The sequence below is a fragment of the Microcoleus sp. CZ3-B2 genome (genome assembly GCF_036705055.1).
In the GTDB taxonomy this organism is placed as follows: domain Bacteria; phylum Cyanobacteriota; class Cyanobacteriia; order Cyanobacteriales; family Microcoleaceae; genus Microcoleus.
In genome coordinates this window covers 18146-37068 of sequence record NZ_JAUBTN010000066.1, presented here as the reverse complement: position 1 = coordinate 37068, position 18923 = coordinate 18146, and the positions used below count along the sequence as shown (strand labels likewise).

15 protein-coding genes are annotated in these 18923 nt (G+C 45.9%); 12 read left to right on the top strand and 3 right to left on the bottom strand.

The features are described 5' to 3' along the window. The first annotated feature begins 88 nt into the window (after positions 1 to 88). The 6 genes from QUA97_RS23285 (at position 89) to QUA97_RS23260 (ending at position 9967) form a co-directional block, all read left to right on the top strand. Positions 89 to 673, top strand: a complete 585-nt coding sequence (locus QUA97_RS23285) for a PAP/fibrillin family protein (protein WP_194068823.1) — start codon at positions 89 to 91, stop codon at positions 671 to 673. Positions 674 to 866: 193 nt separating this feature from the next. Continuing rightward, positions 867 to 1535, top strand: a complete 669-nt coding sequence (locus QUA97_RS23280; protein ID WP_194068825.1) for a Uma2 family endonuclease — start codon at positions 867 to 869, stop codon at positions 1533 to 1535. Between the two features lie 202 nt (positions 1536 to 1737). After that, the gene (locus QUA97_RS23275; protein ID WP_194068827.1) at positions 1738 to 2553 is read left to right on the top strand and encodes a PD-(D/E)XK nuclease family protein; all 816 of its coding nucleotides are present in this window, start codon (positions 1738 to 1740) and stop codon (positions 2551 to 2553) included. A gap of 525 nt (positions 2554 to 3078) precedes the next feature. After that, positions 3079 to 5643 carry a single-stranded-DNA-specific exonuclease RecJ gene (locus QUA97_RS23270; protein WP_194071269.1) on the top strand — a complete coding sequence of 855 codons (2565 nt, stop codon included), beginning with the start codon at positions 3079 to 3081 and terminating at the stop codon, positions 5641 to 5643. 331 nt (positions 5644 to 5974) lie between these two features. Beyond that, complete coding sequence (locus QUA97_RS23265) at positions 5975 to 8260, top strand: serine/threonine phosphatase (RefSeq protein WP_228049861.1); 2286 nt, start codon at positions 5975 to 5977, stop codon at positions 8258 to 8260. 465 nt (positions 8261 to 8725) lie between these two features. Beyond that, on the top strand, positions 8726 to 9967 hold the full coding sequence (locus QUA97_RS23260; protein WP_194066821.1) for a protein kinase domain-containing protein: 1242 nt from the start codon (positions 8726 to 8728) through the stop codon (positions 9965 to 9967). A gap of 207 nt (positions 9968 to 10174) precedes the next feature. Here QUA97_RS23260 and QUA97_RS23255 read toward each other — a convergent pair whose 3' ends face one another. After that, the gene (locus tag QUA97_RS23255) at positions 10175 to 10393 is read right to left on the bottom strand and encodes a DUF4327 family protein (protein ID WP_006631282.1); all 219 of its coding nucleotides are present in this window, start codon (positions 10391 to 10393) and stop codon (positions 10175 to 10177) included. Positions 10394 to 11021: 628 nt separating this feature from the next. Here QUA97_RS23255 and QUA97_RS23250 point away from each other — a divergent pair. Beyond that, a complete protein-coding gene (locus tag QUA97_RS23250) occupies positions 11022 to 12002 on the top strand; it encodes an aspartate carbamoyltransferase catalytic subunit (protein WP_194066820.1) in 981 nt (326 codons plus the stop codon). 119 nt (positions 12003 to 12121) lie between these two features. On the opposite strand, the gene QUA97_RS23245 is transcribed toward QUA97_RS23250, so the two are convergent. After that, complete coding sequence (locus QUA97_RS23245) at positions 12122 to 12499, bottom strand: SH3 domain-containing protein (RefSeq protein ID WP_333196385.1); 378 nt, start codon at positions 12497 to 12499, stop codon at positions 12122 to 12124. 272 nt (positions 12500 to 12771) lie between these two features. Here QUA97_RS23245 and QUA97_RS23240 point away from each other — a divergent pair, with 272 nt between their 5' ends. The 4 genes from QUA97_RS23240 to QUA97_RS23225 all read left to right on the top strand — a co-directional run bounded on the left by QUA97_RS23240 (position 12772) and on the right by QUA97_RS23225 (position 15428). Further along, a complete protein-coding gene (locus QUA97_RS23240) occupies positions 12772 to 12996 on the top strand; it encodes a hypothetical protein (protein ID WP_194066818.1) in 225 nt (74 codons plus the stop codon). Positions 12997 to 13138: 142 nt separating this feature from the next. After that, positions 13139 to 13630, top strand: a complete 492-nt coding sequence (locus tag QUA97_RS23235) for a molybdenum cofactor biosynthesis protein MoaE (RefSeq protein ID WP_194066817.1) — start codon at positions 13139 to 13141, stop codon at positions 13628 to 13630. A gap of 191 nt (positions 13631 to 13821) precedes the next feature. Continuing rightward, entirely contained in the window at positions 13822 to 14481 is a 660-nt protein-coding gene (locus QUA97_RS23230; RefSeq protein WP_194066823.1) for a sigma-70 family RNA polymerase sigma factor, read from the top strand. A 341-nt stretch (positions 14482 to 14822) separates the two neighbouring features. Then, positions 14823 to 15428, top strand: coding sequence for an anti-sigma factor family protein (locus QUA97_RS23225; RefSeq protein ID WP_194066816.1), 606 nt, complete (start codon positions 14823 to 14825; stop codon positions 15426 to 15428). 220 nt (positions 15429 to 15648) lie between these two features. Here the strand turns inward: QUA97_RS23225 and QUA97_RS23220 are convergent, their stop codons facing one another. Beyond that, complete coding sequence (locus QUA97_RS23220; RefSeq protein WP_333196381.1) at positions 15649 to 18093, bottom strand: NACHT domain-containing protein; 2445 nt, start codon at positions 18091 to 18093, stop codon at positions 15649 to 15651. Positions 18094 to 18315: 222 nt separating this feature from the next. Here QUA97_RS23220 and QUA97_RS23215 point away from each other — a divergent pair, with 222 nt between their 5' ends. After that, positions 18316 to 18903 (top strand): ATP-binding protein, encoded by a 588-nt coding sequence (locus QUA97_RS23215; protein WP_194066814.1) that lies wholly within the window; start codon positions 18316 to 18318, stop codon positions 18901 to 18903. The last annotated feature ends 20 nt before the right edge of the window (positions 18904 to 18923 follow it).

Here is an 18923-nt window from a genome sequence, read left to right as displayed (position 1 = left end):
ACTGACTACTGACTACTGACTACTGACTACTGACTACTGACTACTGACTAATGACTACTGACTACTGACTACTGACTCTTAAAAAACTATGCTTAAAAAATCTGGACTATTAGAGATAATTGCTGGTAAAAATCGCGGTTTGCTGGCGACTCCAAACGACAAACAGGCGATTTTAAGTGCGATCGCCCAATTGGAAGATTACAACCCTACATCTCGCCCCGTCGAAGCCGCAGAGCTTTTAGAAGGTGATTGGCGGTTGTTGTACACCAGCAGCCGCGCCCTGTTGAATATTGACAGTTTTCCACTGTTAAAATTAGGTCAAATTTATCAATCTATCCGCGTCAAAGAATCAAAAATTTATAACATTGCCGAAGTTTACGGATTGCCTTATTTAGAAGGAATTGTCAGCGTAGCTGCGAGATTTGAGGCCACCTCGGAACGGCGAGTGCAGGTGAAATTTGAGCGATCGATTTTGGGTTTAAGCAGGTTGATTGGCTATGAATCTCCGGCAAAATATATCGATGAGATTGAGTCGGGGAAAAAGTTTGCTGCTGTAGATTTCAAGCTGGATACTCGCGAACAGCAGGGATGGCTGGATATTACTTATTTGGATGGCGATTTGCGGATCGGGCGCGGCAATGAAGGAAGTGTTTTTGTCTTGACAAAAGAGTGATTTTGTGATGTTTGAGTGCGATCGATTTTTTGCTTGAAAGTTGCGATCGATCTAAAATGATAAAGAAATCGGCTTTTTTGCGGTTTTTGCGGTTGGTAACGTGTCTTTTCAGCAAAAACCCGGTTTCTGGGTTCCCAGCAGATAAATATCAACTTCAGTTAGGATAAAACTATCCTTAATTTGGTTTTGAATTATGACTTCTACAACTGCAAAATTCATTGTGTCTCAAGTGGGTGAAATTCCCCAATGGCAAGCCGCGACATGGGAAGATTATGTAGCAGCTTGCAAAGATCCGTCTTTGGAAGAAGCCAGAATATTTTTTTATGAAGGATATCTTTGGATAGACATGGGAAATGAAGGGCCTCAGCACGCCAGATTTAATAACCTCTTGACTCTGGTGTTTGGATTTTGGTTTGTCAGCAAAGGAGGACAAGCTTTCGATGATTTGGGTGGATGTGTAATTGAAAAGCCAAAGGTGGGAGGAGGTGCGCCCGATCGCATTTTATATGTCGGCGGAGATTTCATCCAGTGGCAAAAAGGTGAACCGCGCCGAGTCAATCTGAATAAATCGCGAATCCCGGATTTAGTGATAGAAACTTCTGATACTACTTTGGCCAGCGATTTAGATCAAAAAAAGCGCTTGTATGCTGCTTTGGGAATTCCTGAATATTGGGTAGTAGATATTAAGGGCGAAAGAGTTTTGGCATTTCGATTGCAGGAAAACGGGCAGTATCAGGAATGCGAAATTTCTGGCGCACTTGAGGGATTACCAATTGCTTTGCTGTCGGAGACTTTGAAACTTTTGAATGAAGGCAATGGGACGGCGGCGATGTGGTTTGCTCAACAGATTGGGAATTTGTAGGCAGTTTAAATAAATGCAAATATTGTACCCTTTCAAAAAAAATACAACAATATTTGGTATGGTGGGTGGGAGTATCTCAGTTTTGATAGCGATTGAAATTGATTTTTGAGACGTTTCTCCAAGCCGTCCAGGCTGGGTAGTCATAAATTTTATAATTTGCACAACAAAACCTTACAAAAAATTCTTAATATCACACAAAAAAATGCTCCGACTCTCCCAAACCCAACTTAAAATCCTCAAAGAATGCGCCCGCAAATTTCAATATAGCTACCTAGAACTCCTCGCCACCACCACATCCCCAGAACAAAAACAAAAACTCACATGGGGCAGCCATTTTCACCTCTTGATGCAGCAGCGAGAACTCGGACTTCCCATTGAATCCATCATCCAACAAGACCCCGAACTGGGGCGCTGTGTAGCAGCATTTATCAACGCCGCCCCCGAACTTTTCGCAAACTCAGAAAATAGCGATCGCATTTTTCGCCAAGCCGAACATCCGCGCATCTTAATTTTTCAAGATTACCTATTCACAGTTATCTACGACTTATTAATCGCCGAACCCAACACAGCCCAAATCCTCGACTGGAAAACCTATCCCCGCCCTCAAAAATCTAAATGGATAGCCGAAAGTTGGCAAACTCGCCTCTATTTATACGTCTTAGTCGAAACCAGCGATTATTCCCCCGAACAAGTTTCTATGACATACTGGTTCGTCCAATTCCAAGGAAAAGAACCGCCACAAAAACTCACATTTTCTTACAATCAAACAGAACACGATCGCACAAAACAAGATTTAACCCAAATATTGCAGCAGCTAACCGACTGGCGACAGCGCTATACCGAAGGCGGCGAATTCTTCCCCCAAGTAGAAATTAGTGCCAATCTGTGCGATTCCTGTCAATTCGCCACTAGATGCAACCGTACCCAAGACACCCAAATTTCCTCACTAAACCTTCCGGCAGAAACTCCCGCAAATTGGCTGCCAAATCTTGCTATAATCGAGGAAATATCTATTTAATATCATGTTCGGTCGATCGACCATAATAAAAAACAGTTTGTAGTGCGGACTTAAATCCGCAGTTTCACACGACTTCTATGCGATGCTGCGAACCAATTTTATTGCAGTCAACCGACAGGACGCGATATAATTAAACCTTTTACTATGCAAAATCTTCGGACAGTTTCAATCTTGGACGCATGGGGATGCTAGAAACCCGGTTTCTACGAATTTTGGCGGCTATAAACGATAAATTTAGGAAGAAAACGGGTTTCTGATTTGTTAGCAAGCGAGGGGCGGGTTTATAGATATAGCCTTTCAAGCGAAAGATGAGGTACTGTCGGGCATAGGGCATTGGGCATAGGGCATTGGGCATAGGGCATTGGGCATAGGGCATTGGGCATAGGGCATAGGGCATTGGGCATACCTCACTTTTTTGAGAAAGGCTATATGGTGGATTTTAATTAAAGATTGTTGGTAAACCCGCCCCTACAGAATTATGGTTAACTTAGCTACTAAACAAAATAATTAAACATCTAAAGTCAAATGGTCGAATTAACTCAAAATTGGCAAAATCAACCCATAGCCAAACCCCCAGATTGGCTAATCCAAGCTGTCAAAAAACACGCGCCAGGACTCCCCGGAAATTATGCGGCGGCACTTCTCTGGCACAGAGGGATTGACAATCCAGAACAAATCCCTGGTTTTCTAAATCCCCAACTTTACCAACCAGCAAGTCCCTTTGAATTCGGACTAGAAATGAACTGGGCGATGGCACGAATTCAGCAAGCAATAAATAGCAACGAAAAAGTCGCAATCTGGGGAGATTTCGATGCCGATGGCATAACTTCAACCTCGGTACTTTGGGACGGACTGGGAGAGTTTTTTGCTCAAAATGACCAATTAACTTATTACATTCCCAACCGTTTAACTGAATCTCACGGACTCAATATCCCCGGCATAGATAAATTACATGAATCTGGAATTAGCTTAATTATTACCTGCGATACCGGCAGTACAAATATTGCTGAAATCGAATATGCTACTAGCTTAAATATCGATACAATTATCACGGATCATCATACATTACCGGACGATCGCCCGCCAGCGACAGCAATCATCAATCCCCGCTACTTTCCGGCCAACCACCAACTGTTTAACCTGTCTGGCGTTGCGGTAGCTTACAAATTAATCGAAGCATTATATCACACATTGCCGGATATTCCGCAGCGCCCGCTCACAGATTTATTGGAGTTAGTGGCGATCGGCTTAATTGCCGATTTAGTCCAACTTACAGGAGACAGCCGCTATTTAGCACAAATCGGCATAGAACAACTGCAAAAACAAATCAAAAATCCCACCCGTCCGGGAGTTGCAAAATTGCTCGATTTGTGCAAAAGAACGGGCGATCGCCCAACCGACATTTCCTTCGGTATCGGCCCTAGAATCAACGCCGTCAGCCGCATTCAAGGCGACGCCAAATTCTGCGTAGAACTCCTCACCAGCCGCGACAAAAAACGCTGCGAAGAACTAGCAAATTTAACCGAAATTGCCAACACCAGACGCAAATCTTTACAGAAAGATGTTGCCAAAGATGCAGCCGAAAAACTCGCCAAACTCGACCTTTCAACTACTAGCGTTATTGTCCTCAGCGACCCCCAATGGCCCGTAGGAGTATTAGGATTAGTCGCAGGACAAATCGCCCAAGAATACGGCCGACCCGTCATTTTATTCTGCACAGAAGGAAGCGAAAAAATTAACCCCAGTCTTGCGAAAATACAAGTAATTGATTCTTTAAACCCGGATTTGGCAACACTTTCTCCATCCCAAATCCTAAATTCCAAATCCCCAATAGCCAGAGGTTCGGCGCGTTCCGCCAATCAAATCGACCTTTACCAATTAGTCAAAGACCAAGCACATTTATTGGACAGATTCGGCGGTCATCCCTTCGCCGCCGGATTGAGTCTCCCCGTTGAAAATATCCCTATATTTACCGATGCCGTAAATCAACAACTCCGACAACAATACAGCACAGATAGTTTAACAGCAGCCCCCGTTCAAGCAGATTTAAAAATTACTGTAGCCGAGTTAGGGAAAGAGTTATTTCAAGAACTCAAATTGCTCGAACCCTGCGGTATGGGCAACCCAGCACCAAAATTGCTGGTGGAAAACTGCTGGTTTCAGAATATCAAGAATAAGAATATTCAAGATTTAAAAGGAAACCAAGTAAAGTATATCAAAACTTCTTTTGAAGTTTGGGATGAATCTAGCGATAGAGGATTTCCCGGCATTTGGTGGGGACACTACCGAGACGAAGTTCCCCAAGGGCGGTGCGATGCAACTGTCGAACTTGATTTCAATACTTACACGTCGGACTATGAAGTGCGGTTGATTTCTGTGCAGGAATCCAGGGAGGAGAAACAAGTTAATCCCCAGACAAAAATAGATTGGATTGTAGACTGGCGGAATAGAAATAACGATGAAGAGTTGTTAGCAGCTAGCAGAAACTTAGGATCTCAAATGCTGGCAGAAAATCCCGACTATTTGGAAATAGCCGATCGCGAAAACTCAATTATCCTCAAAGAATGTCCAGCAAGCTGGGACGAACTGCGGATCTGGTTTCGGAAAGCGCAGCAGACTAAGCAAAAACTGGCGATCGCCTACAGTTTACCCCCACCATTGCCCCCACAGCAAATCTGCCAACAGCTTATCGGCATCGCCAAATACCTCAGCCGCACCAACAAACCAGTCACCAGACACCAACTAACCCAAAAACTAGGCATCGGCGACACAGCCCTGCGATGGGGGTTCACAACCCTAAAAAATCTTGGTTTCCAAGTCAATTATCGCGATCGAGCTTTTCACATCACCAGACAACCGGAAACTGCAGAAAAGGGAGAGAAAATCTCCAAAGCCTTATTTTCTAGTCCCTCAACCCAATTCGACGAGCCCAATTTTCCGCCAGCAGTCGGTTTTGTAGCGCAATTCCTAGCAGCAGTCTCCGAAGAACAATTCCGCAGGAAATATTTTTGTGAAGTACCCCTTTCCACCATTGTGTCGATCGCCCGAGAAACCGTTGTCCAAGAAGATTATACAGAAAATTTCTTTTAACCTAATCTTTGCAACCCTTGTTAAACAGGGGCTTCGGGCTTTTTCCAGCTATGAGTTCACGCTTGCGCTGGTGGCGCGGGGCCCCAAAGGTTGTGAAGCGAAAAACTTTGTTGTGGAGATCCCTTGACAGACCGATTCCTGATGCCGGTACAACAACTCAGTTCTAAGAAATATCTTAGTTCTCAATTGATGCCGGTAAAATAAGGCATAGGACAATGGGAGTTATCCGTTGCGAGTCACGCCCAAAAACTCAAAAGTGATAACTCACAGCCCAAAACCAAAAACTCCCCACCGCTTTGAGTCGATCGCACATCTCCAATTTAAAAGCCCTATGATCCTCTGTCCCCGCTGCCAATTTGAAAATCCCAATCTAAACAAGTTTTGTCAACAATGCGGAAATTCCCTAATTTACAAACCTTGCCATGAATGCGGAGCCCAAGTCGCTGTTAGCGCCGCATTATGTCAAAATTGCGGCACCGCAACAGGTCAAGTGTGGCGGGCAATTATCTGCAGTCCGTCGAAATTTCTAGCAGTCCCGCCAGACCAGTCAACCATACCCCCAGCCGAATTTGCCCAAAAAACCGACAACCTTCTAGAAACCGCATCAGCCCAAAACTCTCCCGAACCGATCGCCAACCCGATTAAAACAGAAATTACCGCCGACGCAGCAACAGCCGCCGCACCAAATTCTCCGCAGCCCGATGCCGCCGAATTCAGCAGCCCAGAAAATATTGACCCAGAAAACATCGTGGAGGCGATCGTCCCCGCATCCTGGCAAACAGACCAAAAAAGCTCTATAACAGCACCAGAGCGCGAAATAACCCCATCTGAAAGCAATTTCATCGCAGCATCACAGCCCGCTCCGAGCCCACAAACAACAGAGAGTCCCGAGGTCGCATCTCCCCAACCCCCAGAAATCCCCGTCCCTAATTCCGAATATTTAATTTCTTCCCAGCCTGCGGGAGATTATCTAGACAGCCAGCAGCGTTACCAACTCCTAGAAACCCTGCCGGCGAGAAAACCCTCAGACACAGTAGCAGTAAAAGTATTAGACACTCAGCCGCTGCAAATGTCACCGCTCAAAGCAATGCTAGCAGCCAACTCTGCCAGCGTCGCCAAACGAACTTCTCCCTACAAAGCAATCAAAGACGGAGAAAATTCGACCAATTCCGCCTTAGCAGAGCTTTGCCAAGGCATAGCCGAACCTTATCTAGCACTCCGCTGGCAATTCTCTCACAACCTGCCAGTCATTCACGATAGCTGGTCAGACAACAAACAGGCAGTGCTGCTGCTAGAAAACTGCTCCCAATGGCCGCTGCTGGTAGAACGGTGGAGTCAGCCGGAAACATCCACCCAGCAAATTGTGTACTGGCTGCACGAAATGACAGAACTGTGGGCAGCCCTAGAACCCTGGCGCTGCCGGCAAAGCTTGCTGGAACTGACAAATTTGCGAGTCAACCCCGACACTTCCTTTTCCTTTGCCTCTTTGCGGATGCAATACCTCTATCCCGAACCCGCCGGCTCAAACCTGCAACTAATAGATTTGGGGCAACTGTGGGAGACGATATTTAACCAGTCCGCTCGCACTCAGTTTGGCGCATTGCTGGAACTGCTGCAACAAATGTACCGAGGCGAGATTGACACCATCGAAGAATTGCGATCGCGCCTAGAAACCGTTCCCCTCGAACTCCAAACCCCACCAGCAGCAACCTTAACCCTAACCCCCACCCGTTTCCAAAATAGCATCCCCGACAACTCGCCCCCCGACGCTGGCGAAGTCTTAACCCAGCCCATGCCAGTCCAGATGTACAGCTTAGAAGACGCAGGCCTCACCGATGTCGGCCGCACCCGCGACCACAACGAAGACTTCTTCAGCATCTGGACTCAGATAGACAAACTCGAAACCTGCTTCGGTCGCATCTTTCAAACCAAAGGGCTTTACATTCTCTGCGACGGGATGGGCGGACACGACAGCGGAGAAGTAGCAAGTCAACTAGCCGCTGAAACCCTCAGAGACTTCTTTCAAAACTGTTGGGAAAATCAACTCCCCCAGGCCGACACCATCCGCGAAGGAGTGATCCTCGCCAACAAAGCCATCTTTGAAATCAATCAAAACGACAAACGCTCCGGCAGCGCCCGCATGGGTACAACTTTAGTCGCAGTCTTAGTTCAAGACACCAAATTCGCCGTGGCCCACGTCGGTGACAGCCGCCTCTACCGACTCAGAAAAGGCCAGCCCCTAGAAAAAATTACCTCAGACCACGAAGTCGGACAGCGCGAAATTAAGCGCGGGATTGACCCGGAAACTGCTTATTCCCGTCCCGACGCCTATCAACTAACTCAAGCCCTCGGCCCGCGAGACGGTAATTTTCTCAAGCCTGACGTGCAGTTTTTAGACTTGTGCGAAGATACTTTATTGATTTTGGCCTCCGACGGCCTGACAGATAATGATTTGCTCGAAACTAACTGGTCAAGCACTCTCGAACCCCTGTTGAATCCCCAGACTAATCTGGATCGCGGAGTTGCCGAGTTGATTGAATTAGGCAACAAATGCAACGGTCACGACAACCTCACGGCAATTATCATTCGCGCCCAGGTAGGCGCATTTCGCTTTTAGATTTTGGATGCTGTCCACTGTTCCAAAGCAGCGCCCTCGTCCGCTAGGTTAAAACTGTAATTGTTGGGCTATCTGGAACAGCAACGGCTTTTTCCGGGCAAGGCTTGACTTTCTGTCCTCTTACCTGAATTCCGATTTAATTAAGTGAATGCTTAATCTATCTACGATCAAAAACTTGTTGTGCTTCCGGTCATCGGCAACCAATGCTGCTAAAAAAACGAGTTTTTGATTGTGAGTCTGACAATCTTTTGCTCGATCGGGAAAACGCAGCGATTATTCGATCTCTCATTTCCATTATTATCGGTTAGTAAGGATACGCCGTTCTGAATTCGTGCCTGTAGACTGGAAGCAACCGACTCCCGAAACAGAAGCAGGAAATAAAATAAGTTTCAAATGTGTCCTTGATGTCAGTCTTGTCCACCTTATCTAAATCTTACCGGGCAGAATTAATCCTATGAATCGAAAATGCTGCTGACTCTTTTAGATCCAGAAAAACAGACCCCCCTGCAACAGTGGAGTTTCGAGAGCGAGTCCATTGTCCGCATCGGCCGCTCTCCTGAAAATCACGTTGTGATCCCCAATGCTCTTGTGTCGCGCGAACACCTGGAATTGCAAAGAGTTAAAAGCGGCACCGACAGTCAGTGGTACTTAGTCAATTCGGGAACAAATGGCACTTTTGTTAACGGTATTCTGATGTCTCAGGGTTGGATCTCCGACGGTGTGCTGATCCAGTTGGCGCGGGGCGGCCCAACTCTGCATTTCCAAGCTGTCACGATTGAATTCGGCGGCAAAATTGAGGCGATCCCTACCGCCCATACTGCCACCCCGAGGTGTACCCACGCGGGAAACCCGCCGGGGAATTTATTCTGCATCCACTGCGGCGAACCGATTAAAGTCGATCGCACTATCCGTCACTACCAAGTGCTGCGAACCTTGGGCCAAGGCGGTATGGGGACAACGACTTTAGCTTGGGATCGAGAGAAAGCCAAAGCTCAAAAACCCGGAAGTTCTCCCGCAGCTTCCTTGGTAGTCCTCAAAGAAATGAATGCTGATATGGCTCAAATAGGTAAAGCTCAAGAACTGTTTGAACGCGAAGCTAAAACTCTCAAGGCCCTCCACCATCCGGGAATTCCTCAGTTTTTTGACTTTTTTGTCGAAGGGGGGAAAAAATATTTAGTAATGGAAATGCTTCACGGCGAGGATTTAGAAAAACGCATCTACAACCGCGGCCCTGTTGCTCCCAAACAGGCGATCGAGTGGATGATCCAAACCTGTGAAATTTTGGATTACATTCACTCTCAAAAACCCCCGATCGTCCACCGGGATATTAAACCTGCTAATTTGCTGGTACGCCACCGCGACAATGGCATTACAGTGCTGGATTTTGGTGCGGTTAAAGAAATCGGCACTCCACCGGGCACTCGCATCGGCGTTGAAGGCTACACCGCACCGGAACAAGACCGGGGACAACCTCTCCCTCAGTCTGATTTATATGCGATCGGGCCTACTTTAATTTTTTTGCTGACGGGCGAAAGCCCTCAAAAGTTTTATGGCAAAATAACTCAAGGTTACGGGTTTAAGCTGGAAAATATTCCGACGATCGCACGTTCGTTGCGCGAGACCATTTTGCGAACCACAGCAACTAAACCGGGCGATCGTTTTCAAACCGCTAAACAATTAGCTAGAGCTTTAGCAGCTTGCCTTTAAGAGAAGTCATTAGTCATTAGTCATTAGTCATTAGTCATTAGTCATTAGTCATCAGTGCTATGTCGTGAGCGATCGAACGATCGATCGAACGTCCAACGCCCAACGTCCAACGTCATCAGGAAGAAGTTAGAAGCGGCAAATTTATTGATAAATTTACCCGATCGCCTGTTAATTTCTCCCAGATACCAAAGCCCTCCGTCTGGGCTGTTATTCCTCGTCCCAAGCTTCTACAGCGATCAACTCGCTAACGGGGTCTTGCATAGAAAAATCAAACTCTAGGAGTTGCTGTTTCCAGTAAGGCCATTCGTCCCCATAAAGCAAAGCTATTTTCCAAATACTGTCTGTCGGCTTGATAATGTCAGACGTGACGAGAGAATGCACCTGACGCTGGAACTTAACCATCGGCTGTATAACCTGCTGGCTCATAATACCTCTTGAATTGTTTAAATCTTGTGTAATTACCACTTCCCAGCGCACACTCTTTATCGCAGTTTCGCCAAGAACCGTCTAGCCAAGATACGTGTAGATTTTTTTCGGGAAGCTACATATTCAACTTGTATCTTAACACAGTTCGTTTTGACAAGGCCCTATAAGCAAGACTGAAGAGTCAAGATTGACTTCAAAGAATTAATCATCTTTAAAAAGTCGCGCTATATGCTGTCGAGCGGCCGTGGGAAGTTTGCCGCCTCGATTGTTTCCACATATCATAGCATATGCTGCAAAGGCTGCGTTCGGCTTATTTTTGACAAGGCTGAGTTGGCGATCGACTGAAATTACTCTTTCGCTGCTACAGTCTAATTTCCACTTTCGGGCGAGTCAAGCATTCGTTTCAACTTCGGCGCTAGTGAAAGCTGCCAGAGTTGGGACTCAACTGCATAAACTAATTATAGCTCTAATGACGGCAAAGGTGGTCAAAAATGGTTAGATAATGTTGAGCGGAATCCGCGCGACTGTCGGTAGAACATTCTAGGCCGCCCGACGCGTGCCAGCAAGTTCCCAACCCATAGTCCTAATGCACTAAATCTAAAATCTAAAATCTAAAATCTAAAATTGCATGACTTGGACAAGGCGACACATTCTCACTCTAGCTGACTTTACCTCCGACGAATACGACACGGTGCTGCAAACTGCGGCCAGTTTTCGCGAGGTGCTCGGCCGCCGCACGAAGAAAGTGCCGGCCCTGCAGGGTCAAGTGGTCGCGAATTTGTTTTTTGAACCCTCCACCCGGACTCGCAACAGTTTTGAATTGGCGGCGAAGCGGCTGTCGGCGGATACGCTGAATTTTACCCCTGGCAGTTCTTCTCTGACCAAGGGGGAGACTATTCTGGATACAGCTAAGACTTATCTGGCGATGGGAACGGATTTGATGGTAGTCCGCCACGAACAAGCTGGAGTTCCGAGCACAATTGCTTCGGAAATGGATCGGTTGGGTTCGAGAGTCAGCGTTCTCAATGCCGGAGACGGCCAGCACGAACACCCGTCCCAAGGTTTGCTAGATTTATTTACTATCTGTTCTCTGTTAGATAGCGAAGGCCCGCGGCTGGAACTTTTAGCGGGCAAAAAAATTTCTGTGGTGGGGGATATCTTGCATTCGCGGGTGGCGAGGTCGAATATTTGGAGTCTTACGGCTTCTGGGGCTGAGGTTCATTTGGCCGGGCCGCCGACTTTGCTGCCGCTGTTGTTTGCTGAGTGCGGTGATGTTCGTCCAGGTAAGTTATTTTTGCACTGGCAGCTTGAACCTGCTTTGGCTGATGCTGATTTTGTGATGACTTTGCGGCTGCAAAAGGAACGGATGAGCCAGCATTTGCTGCCGAGTTTACGAGAGTATCATTCTTTGTATGGGGTGACGCGCGATCGGCTCAAACTCTGCAAGCCGGATGTGAAGGTTTTGCACCCAGGCCCGGTTAACCGCGGTGTGGAAATTAGCTCGGATTTGATGGACGATCCCCAATTTAGTCTGATTTCTCAGCAAGTTACCAGTGGCGTAGCGGTGCGGATGGCTTTACTGTATCTGATCGGCGGCGGTAAAGTTTAGCTTGTGGGCTGTTAGTGATTCTCAGGAGCGATCGCCTCTTTAAAATATAATCGTTACCCGGTCAGCCCGGGTAACGATTAAAACTCTTTCTAGAAAATGTAAATTTATCTAGTTAAGAATTAGTTGATCCAGGCAGTAGAAACCCAGCCGCCGCCTTTGAGTTGGGCCCAGCCGTGTCTGTAACGACCTGTCAATGCCACGTTATCTCCCCTGTATAACTTGCCGATGACACGAGCGCAGCCATTGGGACGGTGGCGGATATTTAGGCGACCGCCGTTGGTGGCCACTTCGGCGTAGCGGTTATAGCCATGACCGCCGCCGCAGCGTTGTTTGTAGCAACCGGCCTGCGCTTCGCCAGCGACTCCCATAACAGATAAGGCTACTGCCATACCTGCAACGCCTACCAATGCAGAAGTAGGAACTTTCAGTTCCAGTTGGAGTTCGGACTCTGGAGATTCATAAGCAACAAAAGAATGATTCAATGCTAGTGCTTCCATAGTTTCCTCATGATTATTGTTAACAGTTGTTGATGCAGACTCAGGTCAAAACGTTAGATTAACAGCCCAAACCATTAATTTGTGGGTAAAAAAAGGTACAAAAGGGCGTTACAGTCTTGCTTTGCCGAGTATTCGCTTGCTTGGCCTGAAATCTGCACAAGTACATCATGTCATTTAACCAGCTTTCGGGAACAAAAAATAAATAAAGTTTACATTTTTTCCTAAAAATTTGGACGGGGTGGCTCGGTATGAGCGCCGAATGAAAGTTAACTGTGTCATCAAAAAGCGAACGCAATCATCGCTTGGGTTGTGAAATTCCTTGCCGCGACTCTGGCATAATAGGACTTATTTTGCTGTGCTTGCTGATTGATTTGCGATTGCCGATCGATAGCTATGGGCGATCGCGCAAACAGGCTCCTCGCTCTTCACCACTGTCGGAATTTGATTCTGGTGAGTTATATTTGAGCCGATCGCACTGCTACAACTATTCGGGCTGATTCCCGAAGATAGATAGCTAGGCTTCACAACTATATTGCTAAAAATTGATTTTTATGTATGCGTGACACGATCCAAGATTAATCGATCGCGACTGGATTTGTGTCAAGATCGATCGAGTTCTCCAGCATCACCTCTTTGGCAATGAACTCTCTTTCTGCACTTGCGATCGGCACAATACCTCAATGTCATGAATCAGACAGCTTCGCCATTACCATAGCGCCGTTATCTGTAAAAGAAATATACACTTTGGCAGATGACCCCGCCAACGGAGCCGTGGTAATGATGAGCGGTACAGTCCGCAACCAAACTGACGGTCAAGCTGTACTTTCCCTAGAATATCAAGCCTACGAACCAATGGCCGTGCGAGTATTCCAGCAAATCGCTACGGAAATCCGCCGTCAGTGGGCCGATGTCAATCGGGTCGTCATTCACCACCGCGTCGGACACTTGCAGGTGGGGGAAATCAGCGTATTGGTAGCTGTGGGGTGTCCCCACCGCGACTCGGCGTTTGCAGCTTGTCAGTACGCCATAGATACGCTCAAACACAACGTACCGATTTGGAAAAAGGAACATTGGGCCGACGGTTCTAGCAGTTGGGTTAGTATTGGAGCGTGCGAAGTTGTCGGTCATTAGTCATCAGTCATCAGTCATTAGTCATCAGTCATCAGTCATTAGTCATTGGTTATTGGTTATTGGTTGTTTGTTATCAAGGCTTTTCGGGATCGTGTCCCATGCCCCTGTCTCCATCTCTTCCCCTGTTTGGGAACTTGTGACGATCGGCCAGCGTCAACAACTGTGGAATGTTCGATGAGCCAATTCCACCCATGAGCGACTTTATTTCCCTGTCCTGGTCTGCGGTTGTGGCGACCGTTCAAAGAGTGCAATTGCCAGCCGAAAAACTCTCTAATTATGACTTGGTGTTGCGATGTCAGGAAGGAAGCCGACCTGAGAGCACAGCTTTTTCAGAACTGTTGAAGCGGTATCAGTCCCACGTAGACAGGGTTCTCTATCACTTGGCCCCCGATTGGCAAGACCGAGCCGACTTGGCTCAGGAAGTCTGGATTCGTGTCTACCGCAATATTAACCGCTTGCAAGAGCCTGTTAAATTTCGGGGCTGGCTGAGTCGCATCGCCACTAATTTGTTTTACGATGAGTTGCGAAAGCGCAAGCGCGTGCGAACTCCTCTGTCCCTGGACGTACCCAGGGCTCTGGAAGATGGGGAGATTGATTGGGAAATTCCGGCGGACAGTCCGGGGCCTGATGATGATTTGACGACTAGAGAATTTTATGACGAGTTGCGATCGGCGATCGCCGATTTGCCGGAAGTTTTCCGCACGACAATTGTTTTGAGAGAAATTGAAGGTTTAGCCTATGAGGAAATAGCGGAAATAACCGGAGTTTCTTTGGGAACGGTCAAGTCGAGAATTGCTAGAGCTCGCCAAAGATTGCAATTGCAATTGCAAAAATATCTCGACGGTCATTAGTAAAATTCAGTCGATTTGAGATTGTACATACTTCGGCTTGCTTCGGCTACGCTCAACACAAGTCGCCAGCGTACAAGTTTGAGATTTGAGATTTCGTCCTACAAGTTTGAGATTTGAGATTTACTTGCCCGTGGGTGAATCAAAGGAGAGCGCACAAAAGTCTAAAGTTAGGATATCTGCATAACAAAAGTCAGGAGATTGTATCGGTTTTTGGGCGAGGTGAAGAAGATTTGATGAAGTTTATTGTAACGTCAAAGCTTCTATTTGATCGTGTAAATAAAAAGTAAATCATTTTAAGATCGATGGCGTACTTCTCCCAATTTTATCGAGCGGTGTGAAATATGAATCATAACTTTGAATCAGCAAAAAATCAGAATCAGCAACCGATGGGGGATTCACTCGGTGAAACTCCATCTAACAACAATTATTCCCAGGGCAATGTAACTACTATGATGCGCGATCGCTTTGAATTGCTGAGTGCCTACCTTGACGGCGAAGTGACGGCGACAGAACGCCGAGAAGTTGAAGAATTGCTGACAAATGACCCCGCGACGAAGCGTTTGTACTCGCGACTTTTGAGTATGCAGCGAAGTTTTAGCTCAATGCCGGTGCCGGCTGCAGAACAATCAGCACAGGATTTGGCGGCGAAGGTTTTGCAACGGGTTGAACGCAAGACGAAACGAAATTGGGTTTTGGGTGGAGGTGCGATCGCAGCTTTGTTGATTGCGGCGGTGTCTGGTGTCGCTGGCGGCCGCCAATTGTTTGCTCCTCAGTTGGCGACATCGCCTGTTCCTGCTGAATCTGACGGTTTGATTGTGGCTTTGAACGAGCCGGTAATGGAGATTGTTAATCCCAACGATTTGATGCTTGGGGTGAATGCGCCGGTGATGGATATTCCGAAAGTTGATGTAGGAAGCCCTCACAAGTCATTGCCAAAGGTTCAGTAGGATTGATTTGTTGAGCAATAATGAAAGTTATTAAGCTCCCTAAAAAATGGGGGCTTTTTGCTGTTTTTCGAGGTTTTTTAAAGTGGATTTATCCCTTGAAAATCTCTGGGTTTTGATTGGCTAATGACCTAAATTTTTGATTGATAGGGAAACCGCAGATTGAGACAGATGCAGCGCAGATTAATCTTAAGATTGTTGGCAAGTTTGGCAATTAAGCGCGTTAGCGCAGCCCTCGAAGAGGATCGCACTTTTGACGTGTTTTTTCGATATGGGCGATCGGCAACAGCATTGTCTCCTCAATTTCCTGCCGCACAGCAGGAGATACATTACAACCGCTATTGAGGCAATCTACCAGCAATTTATTAGCATCGTAATAATTTTTCAGCAATGACTTTTGCTGTTCGCTGAACTGCCAATCGTGACCCAGATCGCGATACAAAATCATCATTTGCCTTAATAACTTACTCCAAGCAAGACCGTTACCTTGCCACCATTTTTCAAATATCTCTTTGTCACTTTTTGGATCTGGCAGTTGTTCCAGAAGTTCTTGTATCCCTCGCCTTTGTTCAGGCTTAAGGGCCGGCACAAGATCGCAATCAAGAACAAGGTCAAGGATGGGGACGAGGGTACGTTCAACGGTAAGGCTGTTGATGTAACCAAGAGTAGGCTCAAGGGCATCCTTAACAACCGTGTTCAGGGCAAGGTCAATATAACATTGAAGTCCAAGGTTAAGAGCCAGTTCAAAAGTTTGTTCCACAACTTTTTTTAGGTAAGGGTCAAGAGAAAGGGCAAAGCCACGGTCAAGGAAAGGATATTCAAGAGTAAAGTAAAATGCTCTCACTGCGAGAATTTTGTAGGGAAAATTAACAGAAATGGATTTTTTGTTTACCCACACTAGGAACTGCTGTAACCGTTCATCCTCAGCGACCAGCCCATCAACTTGCTGTTTCATTAACAGTAAAAAATTATCAGCTTTTTGCAACATCCCAACAGCTAAAAAAAAGACTTCTCGCCAACGCTTCTCGGTTAGGTGGCTGACCAGTTTTTCCAAAGCTTGTGGAGCGGAATTGGTAACAATTTCTGTAGCAGTAAAATACTCTTGGAATGTTAGATGAGAAAACGAATAAATCCCTCTTGCCCTTTCCACTAATAATCCATGTTGTGCCTCGATCGCCTTCAGCACAACCTCACTATCGCTCTCCAACTGAACGCGGTTAGTTGTGGCATCGGGCAAATTAGCTAGATATTCGGCAATCAATTGCTGAACTGTGTTTTTATCAAAAAAATAATCCCCCCGCTCGAAAGTAATAGCTGCCACAAAAGCAAGTAAATGTTTCTTGCGGCACAAATTCAAATTGCGATAAACTTCATCTCGTTGAATGCCTCTTGTTTCATCCCATTTTTTGAGCATGATTTCGAGCGCTTCTTCATACAACTTGGCTCGGTTGGATGGAAAATTTGCTTTGGTTTGGAATACTAAACAAATCAAATTCAACAAGATAGGCGTTACTGCCAGTTCTCGGATTTGCTGATTTTGTTGCATTTTCAGCTTCTCTACAAATTGAGATGCTAAAGCTTTACCTGCTTCCATATTTTGGAAAAATGCCACATACCAATTGCTAGCAAAAGCCGCGATTTGCTCGTTATTAAAATCGGCTACCTCAACACAAGTAAAGGCTTCGTCGTGAAATCTGTACTTAGACGCAGCAATTCTACAGGTAATAATAAACTGATTGTTGTAATACTTTTGGACAAACTGACGAATCTGTCTGACGACTGCATCGCTATTTGATTCTGGCACTTCATCTAAGCCGTCCAATAAAATCAAACCTCTACCTTGACTGAGTGCGAATTCAGTTTGCGATCGCCCCTCAACTCCGCAACTGGCAAATTCGTCGCTGATATATTCTAATAAATCAAGATTAGGGATTTCAGCAAAGGTTTTGAGAGGGATAAAAATCGCTATTTTGTTTGCTTCAAATTTTGCCCGATCGCACTGAATGGCAATGTGTTTCAAAAAAGTAGTTTTACCCGAACCAGGTTTGCCGAGTACCATCAGTTTAGAGTGAGATTTCACCGCATCCAATCCAGGGACTCGTTTCTGGCGTACTTTACCCAATCCCAAGCGATTAAAATTATCCGCATCTGGGTTGAAGTCTCTCAATAAATCACGAATTTCTCCCGGCTGCCAACTGGTAATTTCCTCCAAAATGTTGACTTCAACGTAAAGTGTGCTGACATCAACGGGCTGTGCAATATCCAACAGTTGCATTTTGCTGTAAAGCTGTTGGATTTTGCTGTGGCATTTTTGCCGTATCTCTTCCACTACTGAATCAATAGGCTGTTGGCAAAAATCTCTAACCCCCCCTTGGTAAGGGGAGACTAAAGGAGGACGATCGACAATTTCTTCCCAATCCAACTGCAAAACCGTGCAGAAAGCCCTAAAAGCATGGGCTTTAATTGGTTCTCTTCCTGCTAAAAAACGCCTCCAAGTTGGCAGCGAGAGGCCATCAGCATAGGGCCCGGCCTCTGTCCAAGCGCGATCGGGTTCTAATATTTGACTAGCTTCTACTAACCATCTGGGGTCTTCTATCGTCGATCCCCTTTCTCTTCTAGCTTGCCTAATTTTTACTAATCCCTCGTCAGAGGCTTTGAGGGTCGTCATTATATAATTTACTTTTGTATTTGTCAATGTCAATTTTAGATCAGTTTAGCGATCGCAAACTGAGATTGTCAATACCCCAGCAACCAAGAGAAAATGATAAGGACAACAACTGCACGGCATAGGAGACAAGTCAGGCATAAATCATGCAAAATTAATCCTTCAGAATGCAACTCTCTTGTGTCTCTAAAAATCACCTATTAAATGATGAGAAAGGATAGCAACATGAGAAATAATATTAATGAAATCCCCTCCCGTGGAATTGGCATAAAACTTATTAACAAAATTGCCGACGAGCTAAGCTATGCACGCACTTCCGAGCGTCGCAACTGTCTGTTAATTGTGAAAAATTTTCATCCCGTCACAATACCACCCCAGCAGACGAATCAAGCTGGTTATTTGAAGCGGGCAGTTAATTTTTTCAGCAGTTTTAATTTTGGATTTAAACAAGGACAAAATCGCCACTTTTATCGGAGTTATAATCAGCCGACTAAAATAATTTGCCTTCAACTAAACACTGACCTCAATAGTGTTAAAAAAGTTTTATGGTGGGTCGAGCAGTTAGAGGATCTACCCATTCCCGAAGCAGTTTTGCAGCAGTGCAAACTTGCTACGATAGAAGGATTTACAAATGCTGTTCGCCATGCTCACAAAAATCTGCCCTTTCAAACTCCGATCGACCTTGAAATCACCGTATTTAACGAACGTCTAGAAGTCAAAATTTGGGATAGGGGAGAGCCTTTTGACATCCAAGCTAAGTTGCTTGAAGAATTGCCTGTTATTTGGAGCGAGCTGGGATGTATGCTTGACTAAATCTGTACTTATCAACTTTT